Below are 15,348 nucleotides of genomic sequence, written 5' to 3'. Positions count from 1 at the left end.
GAGTTCCGGTCCGGCTCAGCGCGGCTCGGACAACAGTGCACAGCCCACGGGCAGGTGCATGCGCACCCTGCCCGGCACGCACGCGATGCGGAACTGGCGCGCCTGTACCGGTTCGCCGTCCAGGTTGAGCGTCAACGGACGCTCGGATTCCACCTGCAGCCACGGCAGGCGCGCGCGCGTTGCCAGCTGTTCCAGTGCGGCCTGGGTGCCCGACTTCAGCATCTGGCCGAGCGTGGCGGTGACTTCACCTTCCAGCTCCGGAAGCACCGTCACGTCCAGCTGCCCATCATCGATCAGCGCCTGCGGGCACAATTGCTGGCCACCACCGGCCTGGCGGCCATTGCCGATGCCGAGCGCGATGAAGTCGCCTTCCCACGCGAAATCCGGGCCCGACAGGCGCGCATGGATCGGCTCGATCCGCCCCAGCTTGGCAATGCCGGTGATCACGTAGGCCAGCCCGCCCAGCATTTTCTTCAGGCCGGCATCGGTCTCCACCGTCACCTGCGTGCCGAAGCCACCGCTGGCGAGGTTGGCGCACCACCATTGCGTGCCATCGGCGTCCACGCGCAGCAGATCGATGGCATGCGGCGTGGCCTGCCCGATCAAGGCCAAGGCCGCCTTCGGCTCGGTCGGGATGCCGGCCGCAGTCGCGAAGTCGTTGGCGGTGCCCATCGGGATCAGCGCCAGCGAGGGCAACGCATCTGCCGGCTCCTCACGATGCGCCAGTGTCTCGGCCACCGCGCTGAGCGTGCCGTCGCCACCGGCGGCCACGATCACGTCCACGCCATGATCGATCGCCTCGGCCACGTAGCGTTCGGCGTCACCGTCTTCCCAGGTCACCCGCACTTCCAGCTGCACGCCCTGCCCACGCCAATGACCGACCGCGTCGCGCAGCTCGTCATTGCCTGCGGATTTTCCGTTGAGGATCAGGCGCCAGCGCGGGGTGGTCATGCGGTGCTTCCAGGACGTGGGTGGCACAGGCTAGCAATGCGCCGTTTGTCCGCAGTGAATGTCACGCAGGTGTCATTCAGCTGCTGGAGAATGGAAGGCCATAGCAGGGACGACGGATGGAGGCAGGATCAGCCTCCCACGCATGCAGCGAGGCCACGCCAGTGATTGGCGTGGCTTTTTTTTGGTGCGTAGGGAGTGCGAACCAAGGTTCGCACCCACCAGGCTGCGGATCGCACACACCGGGTTGCGGTTCGCACCCACCCGGTGGGTAGATCCACGCCATGCGTGGATGCACTTCGCCTCAGCCGTTGGCGAAATCGTGCAATGCCTGGCCCTGCAGCCGGTACACGGTCCACTCGTCCTGCGGCGTGGCGCCAGCGGCGGTGTAGAACTCGATGGCCGGGGTATTCCAGTCCAGCACCGACCATTCGAAACGACCGCAACCCTCGGCCACGGCCTGGCGTGCGATGTACTTCAGCAGCGCCTTGCCGGCGCCTGCGCCGCGCTTTTCCTGGCTGACATACAGGTCTTCCAGGTAGATGCCCTTGTGGCCCAACCAGGTGGAGTAGTTGTAGAAATACACGGCGTAACCAATGGGCTCGCCGTCGGCTTCGCAGATCAGCGCGCGCGCCGTGGCATCGGCACCGAACAAGCTCTCGGCGATGCCGATCTCATCGGTCTGCACCGAATGCTCGGCCTTCTCGTAGATGGCCAGTTCGCGGATGAAATGCAGGATCAGGCCGGCGTCGGCCACGGTGGCCGAGCGGATGTTCAACAGTGCCATGGGCGGAAAAGGGGACGGAGGAGATCAAGCGAGCTTAATCCCCTCCGTCCCCTTTTTGTCAGCGTGCCGCAGCGACGTTCGCGCGCATCTGCGCGATCACGTCCTGGTAGCTGGTCTTGGCGTTGAAGATGGCCGAACCGGCAACGAAGGTGTCGGCGCCGGCGGCGGCGATCTCGCCGATGTTGTCGGCCTTCACGCCGCCGTCGATCTCCAGGCGGATGTCCTTGCCGCTGGCATCGATCATCTTGCGCACCACGCGCAGCTTGTCCAGCGCCGAGGGAATGAAGGCCTGGCCGCCAAAGCCCGGGTTGACCGACATCAGCAGCACCAGATCCAGGTCGTCCAGTACCCAGTCGAGGATGTCCACCGGGGTGGCCGGATTGAGCACGATGCCCGGCTTGCAGCCCAGCGAGCGGATCAGCTGGATGGTGCGGTGCACGTGGCGGCTCGCTTCCGGGTGGAAGCTGATGTAGGTGGCACCGGCTTCGGCGAAGTCCGGGATGATGCGGTCCACCGGCTCGACCATCAGGTGCACGTCGATCGGCGCGGTGACGCCGTGCTTGCGCAGCGCCTGGCAGACCATCGGGCCGATGGTCAGGTTCGGCACGTAGTGGTTGTCCATCACATCGAAGTGGACCCAGTCCGCGCCGGCGGCGAGGACGTTGTCGACTTCCTCGCCGAGGCGGGCGAAGTTGGCGGACAGGATGGAGGGGGCGATGAGGCAGTTGGACATGGCCGGGCCTTGCAACGGTAGGAAAGAGGGTCAGCGCTTGCGCAGGGTCTTGATGCGGTCGTAGGCGGCGTTGATCCGCCGCGACTTCTGCTCGGCCTGCTGCTGCAGCTCGGGGGCCGCGCCGCCGAGCTTGTCGGGGTGGTACTGGGAAATCAGCTTGCGGTAGGCGCGCTCGACCTCGGCATCGGTGGCCTCGGAGGTCAGCCCCAGCTCCCGGTACGGGTTCTCCTTGTTCAGGCGGAACCAGTCCGAATCGAAGGCGTGGCCGATCAACAGGCCGACCACCGCGCCAAACAGCGGATTGGGCCGGAACAGCAGGGCGCCGGCGATGAATCCGAGCAGTTTTCCGTACCAGCGCATGGCGCTCCGGGGTCGGCCGACGAAATGGACGCTCATTTTACGTCACAGCGGGCCCGGACCGCTTTACACTAGGCCGCCCGCTGGTCAGCGGGCCCGCCGGGTCCGCTGGGCAGCCGTATCGACAACGCCCCAGGAGTGCCCGTGCCAACCACGCTGTTGCAATCCGATCTCCCCGGCCTGCCCTTGCGCCATCGCGGCAAGGTGCGTGATGTGTTCGATATCCCGCGCGAGCGGCTGCCTGCAGGGACCCCGCCGGGCGACTACCTGCTGATGGTGGCCACCGATCGCCTGTCGGCGTTCGACGTGGTCCTGCCCGACCCGATCCCGGGCAAGGGCGAGATGCTCTGCCAGGTCTCCAACTTCTGGTTCGCCAAGACCGCGCACCTGATGCCCAACCACCTGACCGGCATCGACGTGGCCAGCGCGCTGCCCGAAGGCGTGGACCCGGCCCTGTACGCCAAGCGCGCGGTGGTCACCCGCAAGCTGAAGCCGGTGCCGGTGGAAGCGATCGCCCGCGGCTACCTGATCGGCAGCGGCTGGAAGGACTACCAGCGCACCGGCAAGGTCAGCGGCATCGACCTGCCCGACGGCCTGCGCCAGGCCGAGCAGCTGCCCGAGCCGATCTTCACCCCTTCGACCAAGGCCGCCGTGGGCGACCATGACGAGAACATCGATTTCGATGCGATGGTGAAGCAGGTCGGTGCCGAGATGGCCGAGCGCGTGCGCGATGCCACCCTGCGCATCTACAAGTTCGCCGCCGAATACGCCCGCGAGCGCGGCATCATCCTGGCCGATACCAAGTTCGAGTTCGGTACCGACGCCGATGGCCGCCTGTACATCATGGACGAGATGCTGACGCCGGATTCCTCGCGTTACTGGCCGGCCGACGAGTACGAAGTGGGCACCAGCCCGCCGAGTTACGACAAGCAGTTCGTGCGCGATTACCTGGAGACGCTGGACTGGGGCAAGACCGCCCCGGGCCCGAGCATCCCGGCCGAGATCATCGAGCGCACCCGCGCCAAGTACGCCGAGGCGCTGCAGCGCCTGGCCGGGATCAGCGTCGACTGATCCGCCTGCGCCCCCGGCCGGAAAGGCGGGGGCGTTCTGAATGCGGTAGTGCCGGCCGCTGGCCGGCAACCTCGCGAACCTGCAGCCAGGCATGGCCTGGCTCTACTGCCGGTTGCCTGGGGTGGTGCCGGCCGCTGGCCGGCAGCCTCGCGAACCTGCAGCCAGGCATGGCCTGGCTCTACTGCCGGTTGCCTGGGGTAGTGCCGGCCGCTGGCCGGCAACCTCGCAAGCCTGCAGCCAGGCATGGCCTGGCTCCACTGACGGTTGCCTGGGGCTAGTGCAGGCCGCTGGCCGGCAACCTCGCGAACTCGGCTATGCTCTGGATTGCCGGCCAGCGGCCGGCACTACCGTTGTCCGAGGAAGCAACGCAGCATGCAGACATCCACCGAGCTTGCGCGGCCGATCGACCGCTATTTCGCCAGCTACTCCGACGACCACCGCAATCAGATCAACCAGCGCATCCACGTGGTGGCGGTGCCGGCGATCCTGTGGTCGGTGGTGGCCCTGCTGTGGTGCCTGCCGCCGCTGATCACCTGGTTCCAGTACGGCATCTGGTCGGCGTTCGCGATGTTCAGCGCCTGGTGCTTCTACAACAAGCTGTCGCGCCCGCTGGGCATCGGCATGCTCATCCAGTTCTTCGTGTTCGGCTGCCTGTGCAGGCTGCTGGAGGCCGAGATCGGCCTGCACAACCTGTTCTGGCTGGCGGTGGGCGTATTCGTGGTGGCCTGGATCGCGCAGTTCATCGGTCACAAGTTCGAGGGACGCAAGCCCAGCTTCCTGACCGACCTGACCTACCTGCTGATCGGCCCGGCCTGGGTGATGGCCAAGTTCTACCGCAAGCTCGACTGGCGCTACTGACCTGCCCGTGGCCGACCGCGCCTTCGTTTCCTGAACGGGCAGATTCCGTCACCCGCACTCCACGACGGCCCTGCCAGCCTGCACCGGTGATCCGTTCCCCATCGCCCGCCCGTCGACGGCAGCCCCTGTGCGACAGGGCCTGCGGTCTCCCTGCGTGGGCGTAGGGTGTCCCCCGAGGGCAACCGGGGAGGGACCGCAGCAACGTGATGCTGCGCTGCAGAAAAAATGAATCAGCGGACGTTACATGCAATTGATCGCTGTTCGATGGGTTTCGGCGACATTTCGCAGCCTGTTATCCTCCCTGACCTGCTCGTGAATCATGGATTCCCTGCATGCTCCCCAGCCTGCCCCTGCTGCTGGCCCTGCCGTTCCTGATGGCAGCGGCTGTTGCGGCCTTCCCCCGTAGTTCGCGCTCGACTGCTGCCTGGCTGGCGGCGCTGGCGCCGTTGGGCGGACTGGCCATCCTCGGCTGGCTGACCCCGTCGGTGCTCGACGGCCAGGTCGTGCGGACGATGGTCCCTTGGCTGCCGCAGATCGGTCTGGACTTCACCCTGCGCCTGGACGGGCTGGCCTGGATGTTCGCCGGGCTGGTGCTCGGCATCGGCGCGCTGGTGGTGCTGTATGCGCGCTACTACCTGAGCCAGCAGGACAACGCCCACCGCTTCTACTGCTACCTGCTGCTGTTCATGGGCGCCATGCTGGGCATGGTGCTGTCGGGCAACCTGCTGTTGCTGATGATTTTCTGGGAAATGACCAGCATCAGCTCGTTCCTGCTGATCGGCTTCTGGTCGCACCGCCAGGACGCCCGCGAAGGCGCACGCATGGCGCTGGTGATCACCGGCGGCGGTGGCCTGGCCCTGCTCGGTGGCGTGCTGCTGATCGGCCGCATCGTCGGCAGCTTCGACCTGGACGTGGTGCTGGCCGCCGGCGAGCAGATCCGCGCCAGCGCGCTGTACCCGTACGCACTGTTCCTGGTGCTGGCCGGCATCTTCACCAAGAGCGCGCAGTTCCCGTTCCACTTCTGGCTGCCGCACGCGATGGCGGCGCCGACCCCGGTCTCTGCCTACCTGCACTCGGCCACCATGGTGAAGGCCGGTGTGTTCCTGCTGGCGCGGCTGCACCCGGCACTGGCCGGCAGCGACCTGTTCTTCTACACGGTCAGCGGCATCGGCGCGCTGACCCTGCTGATCGGTGCCTGGAATGCGATCTTCCAGCACGACCTGAAAGGCCTGCTGGCGTACTCGACCATTTCCCACCTGGGCCTGATCACCCTGCTGTTCGGCCTGTCCACGCCGATGGCGGTGGTGGCCGGCGTGTTCCACATCCTCAACCACGCCACCTTCAAGGCCTCGCTGTTCATGGCCGCCGGCATCATCGACCACGAAACCGGCACCCGTGACATGCGCAAGCTGGGTGGCCTGCGCAAACTGATGCCATTCACCAGCGCGCTGGCGATCATCGCCTCGCTGGCGATGGCCGGCATCCCGTTGCTCAACGGTTTCCTGTCCAAGGAAATGCTGTTCGCCGAAGCGCTGACCGCCGGTGGCGGCCCGGGCGCGATGCGCACGGCCGTATCGATCGCGGCGCTGCTGGCCGGTGTGTTCGGCGTGGCCTACAGCCTGCGCTTCGTGCACGACACCTTCTTCGGCCCCGGCCCGCACGACCTCGACCGCGTGCCGCATGAGCCGCCGCGCTGGATGAAGGTGCCGGTGGAACTGCTGGTGGTGATCTGCGTGGCGGTGGGCATCGCCCCGGCACTGACCGTGGCGCCGGTGCTGCATGCCGCTGCGGCCTCGATCCTCGGCAACGCCATGCCCGAATACAGCCTGGCGGTGTGGCACGGCTTCAACCTGCCGCTGGCGATGAGCGCGATCGGCGTGGTCGGTGGCGTGGCGCTGTACTTTGGCCTGCGCAAGCTGATCAACCTGCACGGGGTGGAAACCCGCACCACCGGCCGCAACGTGTTCCATGCGCAGCTGGATGCCCTTTCCGCGCTGGCCATGCGCCTGACCAACGGCATCGCCAATGGCAGCCTGCAGCGCATGCTGCTGGGCCTGGTGCTGGTGGCGATCGCGGTCGCCGCCGCGCCGTTCGTGGCCAACCCGGCCTCGCCGAACTGGACCGCGCCGCAGCCGATCCCGCTGCTGGGCTGGGTGCTGTGGCTGGTGATGATGGCCTGCGCCGTTGCCACCCTCCGTGTCTACAAGCAGCGCCTGCTGGCGGTGCTGCTGGTCGGCGGCGTCGGCCTGATGGTGGCGCTGACCTTCGTGTTCCTGTCCGCACCGGACCTGGCGCTGACCCAGCTGCTGGTGGAGATGGTGACCCTGGTGCTGATGCTGCTTGGCATGAACTACCTGCCCGCGCAGTCCGGGCCGGAGCGCCCGCGCTGGCGCAAGCGCCGCGATGCGGTGATCGCGATCATCGCCGGTGCCGGCCTGGGTGCGCTGGCCTACACCGCGATGACCCTGCCGCCGAACACCGTGGCCGGCGAGCTGCTCGCCCGCGCCCTGCCCGAGGCCTACGGCCAGAATGTGGTCAACGTGATCCTTGTCGACTTCCGCGGCTTCGATACCTTCGGCGAGATCACCGTGTTCGGCATTGCCGCGCTGGTGGTGCACGCACTGCTGCGACGCACGCGGATGGCACCGGAGCAGATCATGCCCGGCCCGCCGATCAAGCTGCCGGTGCCAGCCGACCTGGCCCAGATCATGTTCCCGCTGACCCTGACCGTGTCGATCTTCCTGTTCCTGCGCGGCCACAACGCGCCCGGCGGTGGCTTCATCGCCGGCCTGGTGCTGGCCGTGCCGCTGCTGATCCAGTACGTGATCCAGGGCACCGCATCGGTGGAATCGCGCTTCGGCTTCGACTACATCCGTTGCATCGGCATGGGCCTGCTGATCGCCATCCTCAGCGGCAGTGCGTCGATGCTGTTCGGCGTGCCGTTCCTGACCAGCGGCCACCTCGACCTGCACCTGCCGCTGATCGGCGAGGTACCGCTGGCCAGCGCGATCGGCTTCGATATCGGCGTGTACCTGGTGGTGTTCGGTGGCGCGATGCTGATGCTGTCGATGATGGCCACCGTGAAACCCTCTCGTACCCGCACCGCGCGCAAGGGCGAGATCGACCTGCAACGCCGCTCGGCACGTACCGGGGAGATGCACTGATGGAACTGGCCCTGGCCTCCGCGATCGGCGTGCTGACCGCCATCGGCGTCTACCTGCTGCTGCGCGCGCGCAGCTTCGATGTGATCCTGGGCATGACCTTCCTGTCCTACGCCACCAACCTGCTGATCTTCGCCGGTGGCCGCGTGGTGCTGGGCAAGGCACCGGTGCTGCAGGAAGGCGTGGACAGTCACCTGGGCAACTACACCGATCCGCTGCCACAGGCGCTGGTGCTGACCGCGATCGTGATCGCCTTCGCGATGACCGCGGTCAGCATCGTGCTGGCCATGCGCAGCCGCAGCGACAACCACAGCGATCATGTGGACGCCCACCAGCCGGATGACGACCTGCGGGATGAGCGCATGCCGCCGCGCCAGGGCGAGGACCGCGCATGAACCACCTGGTGATCCTGCCCATCCTGATTCCGCTGCTGGGTGCTGCACTGTCGCTGTTCGTCGAACACCGCCGCTATGGCCCCAAGGTGCAGCGCGCGGTGGCCTGGACTGCGCTGTCGGCGCTGGCGCTGGCGGTGGGCCTGCTGTTTGCCGCCACCGCCACTGGTGAGATCAACGTCTACCTGCTCGGCGACTGGCCGTCGCGTCTGGGCATCGCGCTGGTGGCCGACCGGCTGTCGGCGTGGATGCTGCTGACCACCCTGCTGCTGGCCATTCCCTGCCTGCTGCATGCCTGCTCGGGCTGGGACCGGCGCGCACCGCACTTCCATGCACTGTTCCAGTTCCAGCTGGTCGGCCTGAATGGCGCGTTCCTGACCGGCGACATCTTCAACCTGTTCGTGTTCTTCGAGGTGATGCTGATCGCCTCCTACGGCCTGCTGCTCAGTGGCGGCCGCGGCCTGCGCATGCGCATTGGCCTGCACTACGTGGTGTTCAACGTCACCGCCTCGACCCTGTTCCTGATCGCACTGGGCCTGCTGTACGCCTCGCTGGGCTCGCTGAACATGGCCGAGCTGTCGCAGCGCATTGCCGAGGTGCCGCCGGCGCAGCTGACCCTGGTAAAGGCCACGATGGGCCTATTGCTGCTGGTGTTCTGCGCCAAGGCTGCGCTGATGCCGCTGTACCTGTGGCTGCCGGAAGCCTATTCGCGCGCACCGGCCGCCGTGGCCGCCCTGTTCGCGATCATGACCAAGGTCGGCCTGTACTCGGTGCTGCGCATCCAGATGCTGTGGTTCGGCGACGATGCCGGTGCGATGGCCGGCTATGGCCGCGACTGGCTGCTGTGGGCCGGCGTGGCAACGCTGGTGCTGGGCGGCCTCGGTGCGCTGGCCGCGACCCGCCTGCGCGTGCTGATCTCGTATCTGGTGATCGTCTCGGCAGCCACGCTGTTCATCGCCTTCTCGGTAGGCACGCCGCAGGTGCTGTCCGCCGGCCTGTACTACCTGCCGCACAGCAGCTTCGTCGCCGCCGCACTGTTCCTGATTGCCGACCTGATCCGCCGCCGCCGCGGTGGCGCCAGCGACCGCAAGGAAGTGGTCGCGCCGATGCCGGGCAAGGAAACGCCGGCGGTGCTGTTCCTGATCGGCGCGGTGTCCGTGGCCGGCCTGCCGCCGCTGTCCGGCTTCCTGGCCAAGGCCGCACTGCTGGCCGGCATGCCGGCGCAGTACACCGCCCCGGTGTGGACGGCGGTGCTGGTGAGCAGCCTGCTGGTGATCATGGGCCTGACCCGAGGCGGCATCCGCCTGTTCTGGCGCGTGCCGCCGGTCGAGGCCGATGCACCGAAGCCGCGCAAGGCACGCCTGCGCCGGGTCGAGCTGTACGCGGCCTGCATCCTGCTGGCCTACGGCATCGGCATGACACTGGCCGCCGCGCCACTGATGCGCTACACCGACGCCACCGCCGCACAGCTGCTGCACCCCAGCGAGTACGTGCAGCAGTTGCGCGCGACCACGCCGGAGATCCGCCAGCCATGACCGCCCAGCGTTCCCTGTTCCGCCGCGTCATTCCCTCGCCGATGCTCAGCATCATGGTGGTGGCGTTCTGGCTGCTGATGTCCGACAGCTTCACCCTCGGCCAGTTCGTGCTGGGGCTGGTGCTGGGCGTGGTGGTGCCGCTGTTCGCCGCGCGCCTGGACCGCGAGTTCGCCCGCATCGGTACCCTGCGCCCGCTGCCCAAGCTGCTGTGCGTGACCCTGTGGGACATCCTGATGTCCAACATCCGCGTCGCCGTGCAGGTGCTGGGCCCGGAGAAAAACATCCATCCGGGCTTCATCTGGCTGCCGCTGGACATTGCCAACATCCACGGCATCGCCGCGCTGACCAGCATGATCACGCTGACCCCGGGCACGGTCTCGGCCGCGCTCAGTGACGACCGCAAGTTCCTGCTGGTGCATGTGCTGCACCTGGAGGATCCACAGGACCTGATCGATACGATCAAGCGCCGTTACGAGGCGCCGTTGATGGAGATCTTCCCATGACCGGTTTTGAAGTCATCCAGACCACCCTGGTGGTGTGCATGCACGTGGTCGGCCTGGCCATGCTGCTGGCCACCTGGCGCCTGCTGCGCGGGCCGACCGTGCCCGACCGCATCCTCGCGCTGGACACGCTGTCGGTGACCGCGATTGCCGAGCTGATGCTGTTCGGCATGTACCTCAACTCGCCGATCTACTTCGAGGCGGCGCTGATCATCGCCATGCTGGGCTTCGGCAGCACCGTGGTGCTGAGCAAGTTCGTGCTGCGCCGGGATATCGTCGAATGATCACCGCGATCCAGATCGGCCTGTCGATCCTGCTGCTGTTCGGCTGCTTCTTCATCCTGGTCGGCGCACTGGGGCTGGTGAAGCTGTCCACCTTCTTCAAACGCCTGCATGCACCGACCAAGGCGAGCACGCTGGGCGTGGGCTGCGTGCTGGTGTGCTCGGTGTGCTACCACATCTTCCTCGGCCAGGACCCGCAGCCGCGCGAGCTGCTGATCACCGTGTTCCTGTTCATCACCGCACCGATCAGCGCGCACATGATGGCCAAGGCCGCGCTGTCGCTGCTGATGGAAACCCGCCCCAGCCTGCCCGGCAACGAGCCGGCTGCTGAAGAGCAGCTGCCGCCGCCGGAACCGGTGCGGGAAGAAGAAACCACGCAGAACCGGTGAATCCGGTAGAGGCCGACCTTGGTCGGCGCTTTGTTTCCCTGAGTGCCAACCAAGGTTGGCAGCTACCGCATCATCGGTGGGTGGACCGGTGGGTGCCGACCGTTGGTCGCCACGGAACCAACCGCATCCACGCATGGCCTGGATCTACCGACTGCAATGCCCGGTAGCGGCCGACCTTGGTCGGCGCTTTGTTTCCCCGAGTGCCAACCAAGGTTGGCAGCTACCGGATCATCGGTGGGTTGACCGGTGGGTGCCGACCGTTGGTCGGCACGGAGCCAACCGCATCCACGCGTGGCGTGGATCTACCGACCACAATGCCGGGTAGAGGCCGACCTTGGTCGGCGCTCTGTTTCCCCGAGTGCCAACCGAGGTTGGCAGCTACCGCATCATCGGCGAGGTGACCGGTAGGTGCCGACCTTGGTCGGCACGGAACCAACCGCATCCACGCGTGGCGTGGATTTACAACGCCGGGGCACCCACCAGCAGCAGCTCCAGCACGAACCAGCCCGCGAACGCGACCAGCAGGATCGCGCCTTCGCCGCGGCTGATCTTCAGGTCGCCGCGCAGCATGGGGTACAGCACCAGTGCGAAGGCCAGCAGCGCCGGCAGTTCCAGGCGCACGAACGAGGCCGGCAGCGCCAGCGGCTGCAGTACGGCCATCGCACCAATCACCAGCAACAGGTTGACCACGCTGGAACCCAGCACGTGGCCCAGCACCATGTCGCCATGACCACGGCGTGCGGCAGCAATCGCGGTTGCCACCTCCGGCAGCGCGGTACCGATCGCGACCGGCAGCAGACCGACCAGCAGCGGCGTCCAACCCAGTGCAGTACCGAAGTCCGCTGCGGCCCCCACCACCAGGCGTGCGCCCCAGTACAGGGCCAGCGCGGCGATCAGCACCCGCAGTACATTCAACGGCAGGCTGGTGCGGCTCAGTGCGGACTCGGCGATGGCTGCCTGCACCTCCGCACTCTCGCTGCGACCACGGCGCAGCAGCAGCACCTGCACCACGATGAAGCCGGCCAGCAGCACGCCGCCCTCCCAGCGTGCCAGGCCACCATCAAGACCGAACAGGATCAGCAGCACGCCGGCCGCCAGCAGCGACCACCACAGCACCGTCTGCAGGCGCGCGCGCAGCAGCAGTGGCGCAGCCATGGCCGCCACGGCCAGGGTCAGGCCCAGGTTGACGATGCTGCTGCCCACCGCGTTGCCCAGCGCCAGCTCCGGCTGACCGACCGCCAGCGCGCGCGCGTTGACCGCCAGTTCCGGCAGCGAAGTGGTCACCCCGAGCAGCAACAGGCCAGCCGTGAACGGACTGGCCCCGAAGCGTTGCGCCAGGCCGGACACGGCCTTGACGATGGAGTCCCCGCCCAGCGCCAGCAACAGCAGGCCGAGCAGGAACCAGGCAATGGCAATGGCGATCATCGAGCACTCCCCCAGCGGTCGTGGCGCGATTCTACGCTGGCCCCGCGCGCATGGCTGGGCCGTGGATCAAGGATCAGCCACAGCCTTCCACATAATCGACCTGCGGGGTCTGCCCGACCCGCCACGCGCCGACCCGACCGTCCGCACCGAGCGCGAAGTCGATCACCGCCCCACCCTCCTGCGCCGGACGCACGCGCAGGTGCTGGGCCTTCTCGTCGTACTTGTCGGGGCCGACGTCACCGCGCTCGGGGTACAGCACCTGCAACTCGCCCAGGGTCATGCCGACCTTGCCGCCGCCCGGTGCGATGATGTCGGCGCTGCGCACGTCGTAGCGCACCAGCTTGCGGCCCTCGATCATCAGGTGCGGGTCTTCGGCATTCTGCGGTCGCAGGAAATAGCAGCCATCGTTGCTGTCGTCGGCCGGCAGCGGTTTGCCACTGGCATCGGTGCCCAGCCCCTGCAACGGCGCGCCGAAGCCACTGCGGACCTCAGCGATGCCGGCGCCCAGCTTCGCGCCGGCGAAGCCCTCCAGGTGCGCGGGACTGTCCTCGCGGCGGTCATTGGCTGGACGGGCTGCCAGATCAGGATCCGTCGACTGCGCGGGCCCCGTCGCCGAGGCGGTTTCGGCCGGGGTATCGCTGCCGCTGCCGGCCGCCCCCTGTTTGTCCTGGCCGCCGCAGGCGGTGAGCGAAAGGAGCAACAGACCAGCAAGCGGAAGGTGCTTCATCGGTGCGGTTCCCTGGCACGAAGGTGGCTGCACGCTAGCCCATCCTGTGTGCAGGCGCTGCATTGTCATCGCGGTTTCATCGCCTTCGTTCAGGCTCGGCGAGCACCGATCTGGCCGTCCCTTCCATGCAACCGCGCAAGACCGATCTCGCCCGAACCGCGCTGCAGGCCCACCGCGCGCCGCTGGACATGCGCCAGCGACGGCTGCTGATCCTGTGCGACGGCCAGCGCACCATTGCCGACCTGACCGGCCTGCTCGGCCAGGACGCACCTGCGATGGTCATCCAGCTTGTGCAGGCGGGGTACCTGAGCACTGGCGTCCCAGCACCGTCGCCCGCAACCGCGGTAGCGCCGGTGCCCACACCGCCGGCAGCCGCACCTGCAGCACTTGCTGCACCCGCGGTCGAACGCCGCCGCTCGCTGGTGGCCGCGCGCATCTATGTGCTGGGCATCCTGGAGATGCAGCGCCACCCGCAGGCGGCAGCACTGTTCCGCGACCTGCAGCAGGCGCGTGCGGAAGACGAGGTGCTGCAGCGGCTGCAGTCGGCGATGCAGATGCTGCCCGGGCTGACCTCGGAGGGCTACTGCCAGCGCGTGCGCCAACGCCTGCTGGAAGCGCTGCCGCTGGAGCATTGCGACGCGTTCGCCGAAGTGGCGTAAGCGCAGGTTCCGACGGTAATCATCCACGCATGGCGTGGATCTACGGCTCCACATCCCGACCGCTCTCCGGTAGATCCACGCCATGCGTGGATACGATCAGGATCCGTGCCGACCAAGGCCGGCACCCACCCAGCTAGCGGGACGACCGGAAGTTGTTGCGCAGGCCGTTCCAGCACTGCTGGTAATCGCCCTGGCGATGGCCGGCGGCCAGCGCCTGTGCGGTCGGGCGGATCACCGCGCGGGTCTCGAACATGAAAGCCATCGTGTCCTTGATCACATCGGCCTTGGACAGGTCCGCATTGGAGGCCTTGTCGAAGGTCGGCGCATCCGGACCGTGGCCGCTCATGCAGTTGTGCAGCGACGCGCCGCCGGGCACGAAGCCTTCGGCCTTGGCATCGTAGGCGCCATGCACCAGGCCCATGAACTCGCTGGCGATGTTGCGATGGAACCACGGCGGACGGAAGGTGTTCTGTGCTACCAGCCAGCGCGGCGGGAAGATCGCGAAGTCCATGTTGCTGGTCCCCGGCGTGTCGCTGGGCGAATGCAGCACCAGGAAGATCGACGGGTCCGGATGGTCATGGCTGATCGAGCCGATGGTGTTGAAGCGGCGCAGGTCGTAGCGGTACGGCGCGTAATTGCCATGCCAGGCCACCACGTCCAGCGGCGAATGGTCGATCGGCGCACGCCACAGGCGGCCCTCGAACTTGGCGATCAGCTCGAAATCACCATCGATATCCTCGAACGCCGCGTGCGGGGTCTCGAAGTCGCGCGGGTTAGCCAGGCCGTTGGAGCCGATCGGGCCGAGGTCGGGCAGCTTCAGCAGCGCGCCGTAGTTCTCGCAGATGTAACCGCGGCTCGGGCCATCGGGCAGTTCGACGCGGAACCGCACGCCACGCGGAATCACCGCGATCTGCTGCGGCTCGATCTCGATCACGCCCAGCTCGGTCAGCAGGCGCAGCGCACCCAGCTGCGGCACGATCAGCAGTTCGCCATCGGCGTCGTAGAAGTAGCGGCCGACCATGTCACGGTTGGCCGCATACAGATGGATGCCCACGCCCGAATGCGCATCCGGCGAACCGTTGCCACCCATCGTGTACAGGCCCTCGACGAAGTCGGTCGGCAGTTCCGGCAGCGGCAGCGGGCTCCAGCGCAGCTGGTTCGGCGAGGCCGGCTGAGCACCGAAATCACACTGCAGCTGCGACTGCGCGAACGGCGTGAATTCACCATGGGTCACCGCCGGGCGGATCCGGTACAGCCAGCTGCGGCGGTTGCTGCCACGCGGCGCGGTGAAGGCGGTGCCGGTCAACTGTTCGGCGTACAGGCCGTGGGCCACCCTCTGTGGCGAGTTCTGCCCGACCGGCAGCGCGCCGGCGACGGCCTCGGTGGCGAATTCGTTGCCGAAACCGGACTGGTAGCCGCGGGCGGTGATGGCGGTGGACATGGGGGCTCCTGGGTACGGCGAGACCGGAACGGAAAGCAGCCGAGCATGGCTCGGCTCTACAGATGAGCAGGCGCCGGGCATGAC

Annotated in this window: 16 protein-coding genes; 9 read left to right on the top strand and 7 right to left on the bottom strand. The window is 67.4% G+C overall.

The features are described 5' to 3' along the window. Positions 1-15: 15 nt before the first annotated feature. The 4 genes from yegS to R1L06_RS01835 all read right to left on the bottom strand — a co-directional run bounded on the left by yegS (position 16) and on the right by R1L06_RS01835 (position 2,828). Positions 16-951, bottom strand: coding sequence for a lipid kinase YegS (gene yegS / locus R1L06_RS01850; protein ID WP_032127162.1), 936 nt, complete (start codon positions 949-951; stop codon positions 16-18). A gap of 301 nt (positions 952-1,252) precedes the next feature. Then, on the bottom strand, positions 1,253-1,735 hold the full coding sequence (locus R1L06_RS01845) for a GNAT family N-acetyltransferase (protein WP_317216777.1): 483 nt from the start codon (positions 1,733-1,735) through the stop codon (positions 1,253-1,255). Positions 1,736-1,793: 58 nt separating this feature from the next. Continuing rightward, the gene (gene rpe / locus R1L06_RS01840) at positions 1,794-2,468 is read right to left on the bottom strand and encodes a ribulose-phosphate 3-epimerase (protein ID WP_032127160.1); all 675 of its coding nucleotides are present in this window, start codon (positions 2,466-2,468) and stop codon (positions 1,794-1,796) included. A 30-nt stretch (positions 2,469-2,498) separates the two neighbouring features. Beyond that, a complete protein-coding gene (locus tag R1L06_RS01835) occupies positions 2,499-2,828 on the bottom strand; it encodes a J domain-containing protein (RefSeq protein WP_005411327.1) in 330 nt (109 codons plus the stop codon). Between the two features lie 141 nt (positions 2,829-2,969). On the opposite strand from R1L06_RS01835, the gene R1L06_RS01830 reads away from it, so the two are divergent. The 8 genes from R1L06_RS01830 to R1L06_RS01795 all read left to right on the top strand — a co-directional run bounded on the left by R1L06_RS01830 (position 2,970) and on the right by R1L06_RS01795 (position 11,012). Further along, positions 2,970-3,896: a phosphoribosylaminoimidazolesuccinocarboxamide synthase gene (locus R1L06_RS01830; protein WP_317216776.1), complete on the top strand. Its 927-nt coding sequence runs from the start codon at positions 2,970-2,972 to the stop codon at positions 3,894-3,896. Between the two features lie 372 nt (positions 3,897-4,268). Then, positions 4,269-4,754 carry an Mpo1 family 2-hydroxy fatty acid dioxygenase gene (locus tag R1L06_RS01825; protein WP_317216775.1) on the top strand — a complete coding sequence of 162 codons (486 nt, stop codon included), beginning with the start codon at positions 4,269-4,271 and terminating at the stop codon, positions 4,752-4,754. Positions 4,755-5,086: 332 nt separating this feature from the next. Next, positions 5,087-7,918 carry a monovalent cation/H+ antiporter subunit A gene (locus R1L06_RS01820; protein WP_317216774.1) on the top strand — a complete coding sequence of 944 codons (2,832 nt, stop codon included), beginning with the start codon at positions 5,087-5,089 and terminating at the stop codon, positions 7,916-7,918. Continuing rightward, the gene (locus R1L06_RS01815; protein ID WP_317216773.1) at positions 7,918-8,310 is read left to right on the top strand and encodes a Na+/H+ antiporter subunit C; all 393 of its coding nucleotides are present in this window, start codon (positions 7,918-7,920) and stop codon (positions 8,308-8,310) included. Before R1L06_RS01820 ends, R1L06_RS01815 begins: the two co-directional genes overlap by 1 nt. Continuing rightward, complete coding sequence (locus R1L06_RS01810) at positions 8,307-9,842, top strand: monovalent cation/H+ antiporter subunit D (protein WP_049401675.1); 1,536 nt, start codon at positions 8,307-8,309, stop codon at positions 9,840-9,842. Before R1L06_RS01815 ends, R1L06_RS01810 begins: the two co-directional genes overlap by 4 nt. Then, a complete protein-coding gene (locus tag R1L06_RS01805; RefSeq protein ID WP_049401676.1) occupies positions 9,839-10,345 on the top strand; it encodes a Na+/H+ antiporter subunit E in 507 nt (168 codons plus the stop codon). The genes R1L06_RS01810 and R1L06_RS01805 overlap by 4 nt, the downstream gene beginning before the upstream one ends. Continuing rightward, positions 10,342-10,626: a K+/H+ antiporter subunit F gene (locus tag R1L06_RS01800; RefSeq protein ID WP_005411334.1), complete on the top strand. Its 285-nt coding sequence runs from the start codon at positions 10,342-10,344 to the stop codon at positions 10,624-10,626. The genes R1L06_RS01805 and R1L06_RS01800 overlap by 4 nt, the downstream gene beginning before the upstream one ends. Continuing rightward, the gene (locus tag R1L06_RS01795; RefSeq protein WP_049401677.1) at positions 10,623-11,012 is read left to right on the top strand and encodes a Na+/H+ antiporter subunit G; all 390 of its coding nucleotides are present in this window, start codon (positions 10,623-10,625) and stop codon (positions 11,010-11,012) included. Before R1L06_RS01800 ends, R1L06_RS01795 begins: the two co-directional genes overlap by 4 nt. Before the next feature lie 459 nt (positions 11,013-11,471). On the opposite strand, the gene R1L06_RS01790 is transcribed toward R1L06_RS01795, so the two are convergent. Next, the gene (locus tag R1L06_RS01790) at positions 11,472-12,437 is read right to left on the bottom strand and encodes a sodium:calcium antiporter (protein WP_032127153.1); all 966 of its coding nucleotides are present in this window, start codon (positions 12,435-12,437) and stop codon (positions 11,472-11,474) included. 73 nt (positions 12,438-12,510) lie between these two features. Then, a complete protein-coding gene (locus R1L06_RS01785) occupies positions 12,511-13,164 on the bottom strand; it encodes a hypothetical protein (RefSeq protein WP_317216772.1) in 654 nt (217 codons plus the stop codon). A gap of 125 nt (positions 13,165-13,289) precedes the next feature. Here R1L06_RS01785 and R1L06_RS01780 point away from each other — a divergent pair, with 125 nt between their 5' ends. Further along, the gene (locus R1L06_RS01780) at positions 13,290-13,823 is read left to right on the top strand and encodes a hypothetical protein (protein WP_317216771.1); all 534 of its coding nucleotides are present in this window, start codon (positions 13,290-13,292) and stop codon (positions 13,821-13,823) included. Between the two features lie 133 nt (positions 13,824-13,956). On the opposite strand, the gene hmgA is transcribed toward R1L06_RS01780, so the two are convergent. Then, on the bottom strand, positions 13,957-15,264 hold the full coding sequence (gene hmgA, locus R1L06_RS01775; protein ID WP_317216770.1) for a homogentisate 1,2-dioxygenase: 1,308 nt from the start codon (positions 15,262-15,264) through the stop codon (positions 13,957-13,959). Between the last annotated feature and the right edge of the window lie 84 nt (positions 15,265-15,348).

It is taken from the genome of Stenotrophomonas mexicanensis (assembly GCF_032911605.1).
Taxonomy (GTDB): Bacteria; Pseudomonadota; Gammaproteobacteria; order Xanthomonadales; family Xanthomonadaceae; genus Stenotrophomonas; species Stenotrophomonas maltophilia_A.
This window is presented reverse-complemented; position numbering and strand designations above follow the sequence as displayed.

Excerpts from the sequence above, each read along its gene's own strand:
- R1L06_RS01800 (WP_005411334.1), top strand. The coding sequence starts at position 10,342 with ATGACCGGTTTTGAAGTCATCCAGACCACCCTGGTGGTGTGCATGCAC.
- R1L06_RS01805 (WP_049401676.1), top strand. The coding sequence starts at position 9,839 with ATGACCGCCCAGCGTTCCCTGTTCCGCCGCGTCATTCCCTCGCCGATG.
- hmgA (WP_317216770.1), bottom strand. The coding sequence starts at position 15,264 with ATGTCCACCGCCATCACCGCCCGCGGCTACCAGTCCGGTTTCGGCAAC.
- R1L06_RS01835 (WP_005411327.1), bottom strand. The coding sequence starts at position 2,828 with ATGCGCTGGTACGGAAAACTGCTCGGATTCATCGCCGGCGCCCTGCTG.
- R1L06_RS01825 (WP_317216775.1), top strand. The coding sequence starts at position 4,269 with ATGCAGACATCCACCGAGCTTGCGCGGCCGATCGACCGCTATTTCGCC.
- R1L06_RS01810 (WP_049401675.1), top strand. The coding sequence starts at position 8,307 with ATGAACCACCTGGTGATCCTGCCCATCCTGATTCCGCTGCTGGGTGCT.
- R1L06_RS01820 (WP_317216774.1), top strand. The coding sequence starts at position 5,087 with ATGCTCCCCAGCCTGCCCCTGCTGCTGGCCCTGCCGTTCCTGATGGCA.
- R1L06_RS01790 (WP_032127153.1), bottom strand. The coding sequence starts at position 12,437 with ATGATCGCCATTGCCATTGCCTGGTTCCTGCTCGGCCTGCTGTTGCTG.
- yegS (WP_032127162.1), bottom strand. The coding sequence starts at position 951 with ATGACCACCCCGCGCTGGCGCCTGATCCTCAACGGAAAATCCGCAGGC.
- R1L06_RS01815 (WP_317216773.1), top strand. The coding sequence starts at position 7,918 with ATGGAACTGGCCCTGGCCTCCGCGATCGGCGTGCTGACCGCCATCGGC.
- R1L06_RS01795 (WP_049401677.1), top strand. The coding sequence starts at position 10,623 with ATGATCACCGCGATCCAGATCGGCCTGTCGATCCTGCTGCTGTTCGGC.
- R1L06_RS01780 (WP_317216771.1), top strand. The coding sequence starts at position 13,290 with ATGCAACCGCGCAAGACCGATCTCGCCCGAACCGCGCTGCAGGCCCAC.
- R1L06_RS01785 (WP_317216772.1), bottom strand. The coding sequence starts at position 13,164 with ATGAAGCACCTTCCGCTTGCTGGTCTGTTGCTCCTTTCGCTCACCGCC.
- R1L06_RS01845 (WP_317216777.1), bottom strand. The coding sequence starts at position 1,735 with ATGGCACTGTTGAACATCCGCTCGGCCACCGTGGCCGACGCCGGCCTG.
- rpe (WP_032127160.1), bottom strand. The coding sequence starts at position 2,468 with ATGTCCAACTGCCTCATCGCCCCCTCCATCCTGTCCGCCAACTTCGCC.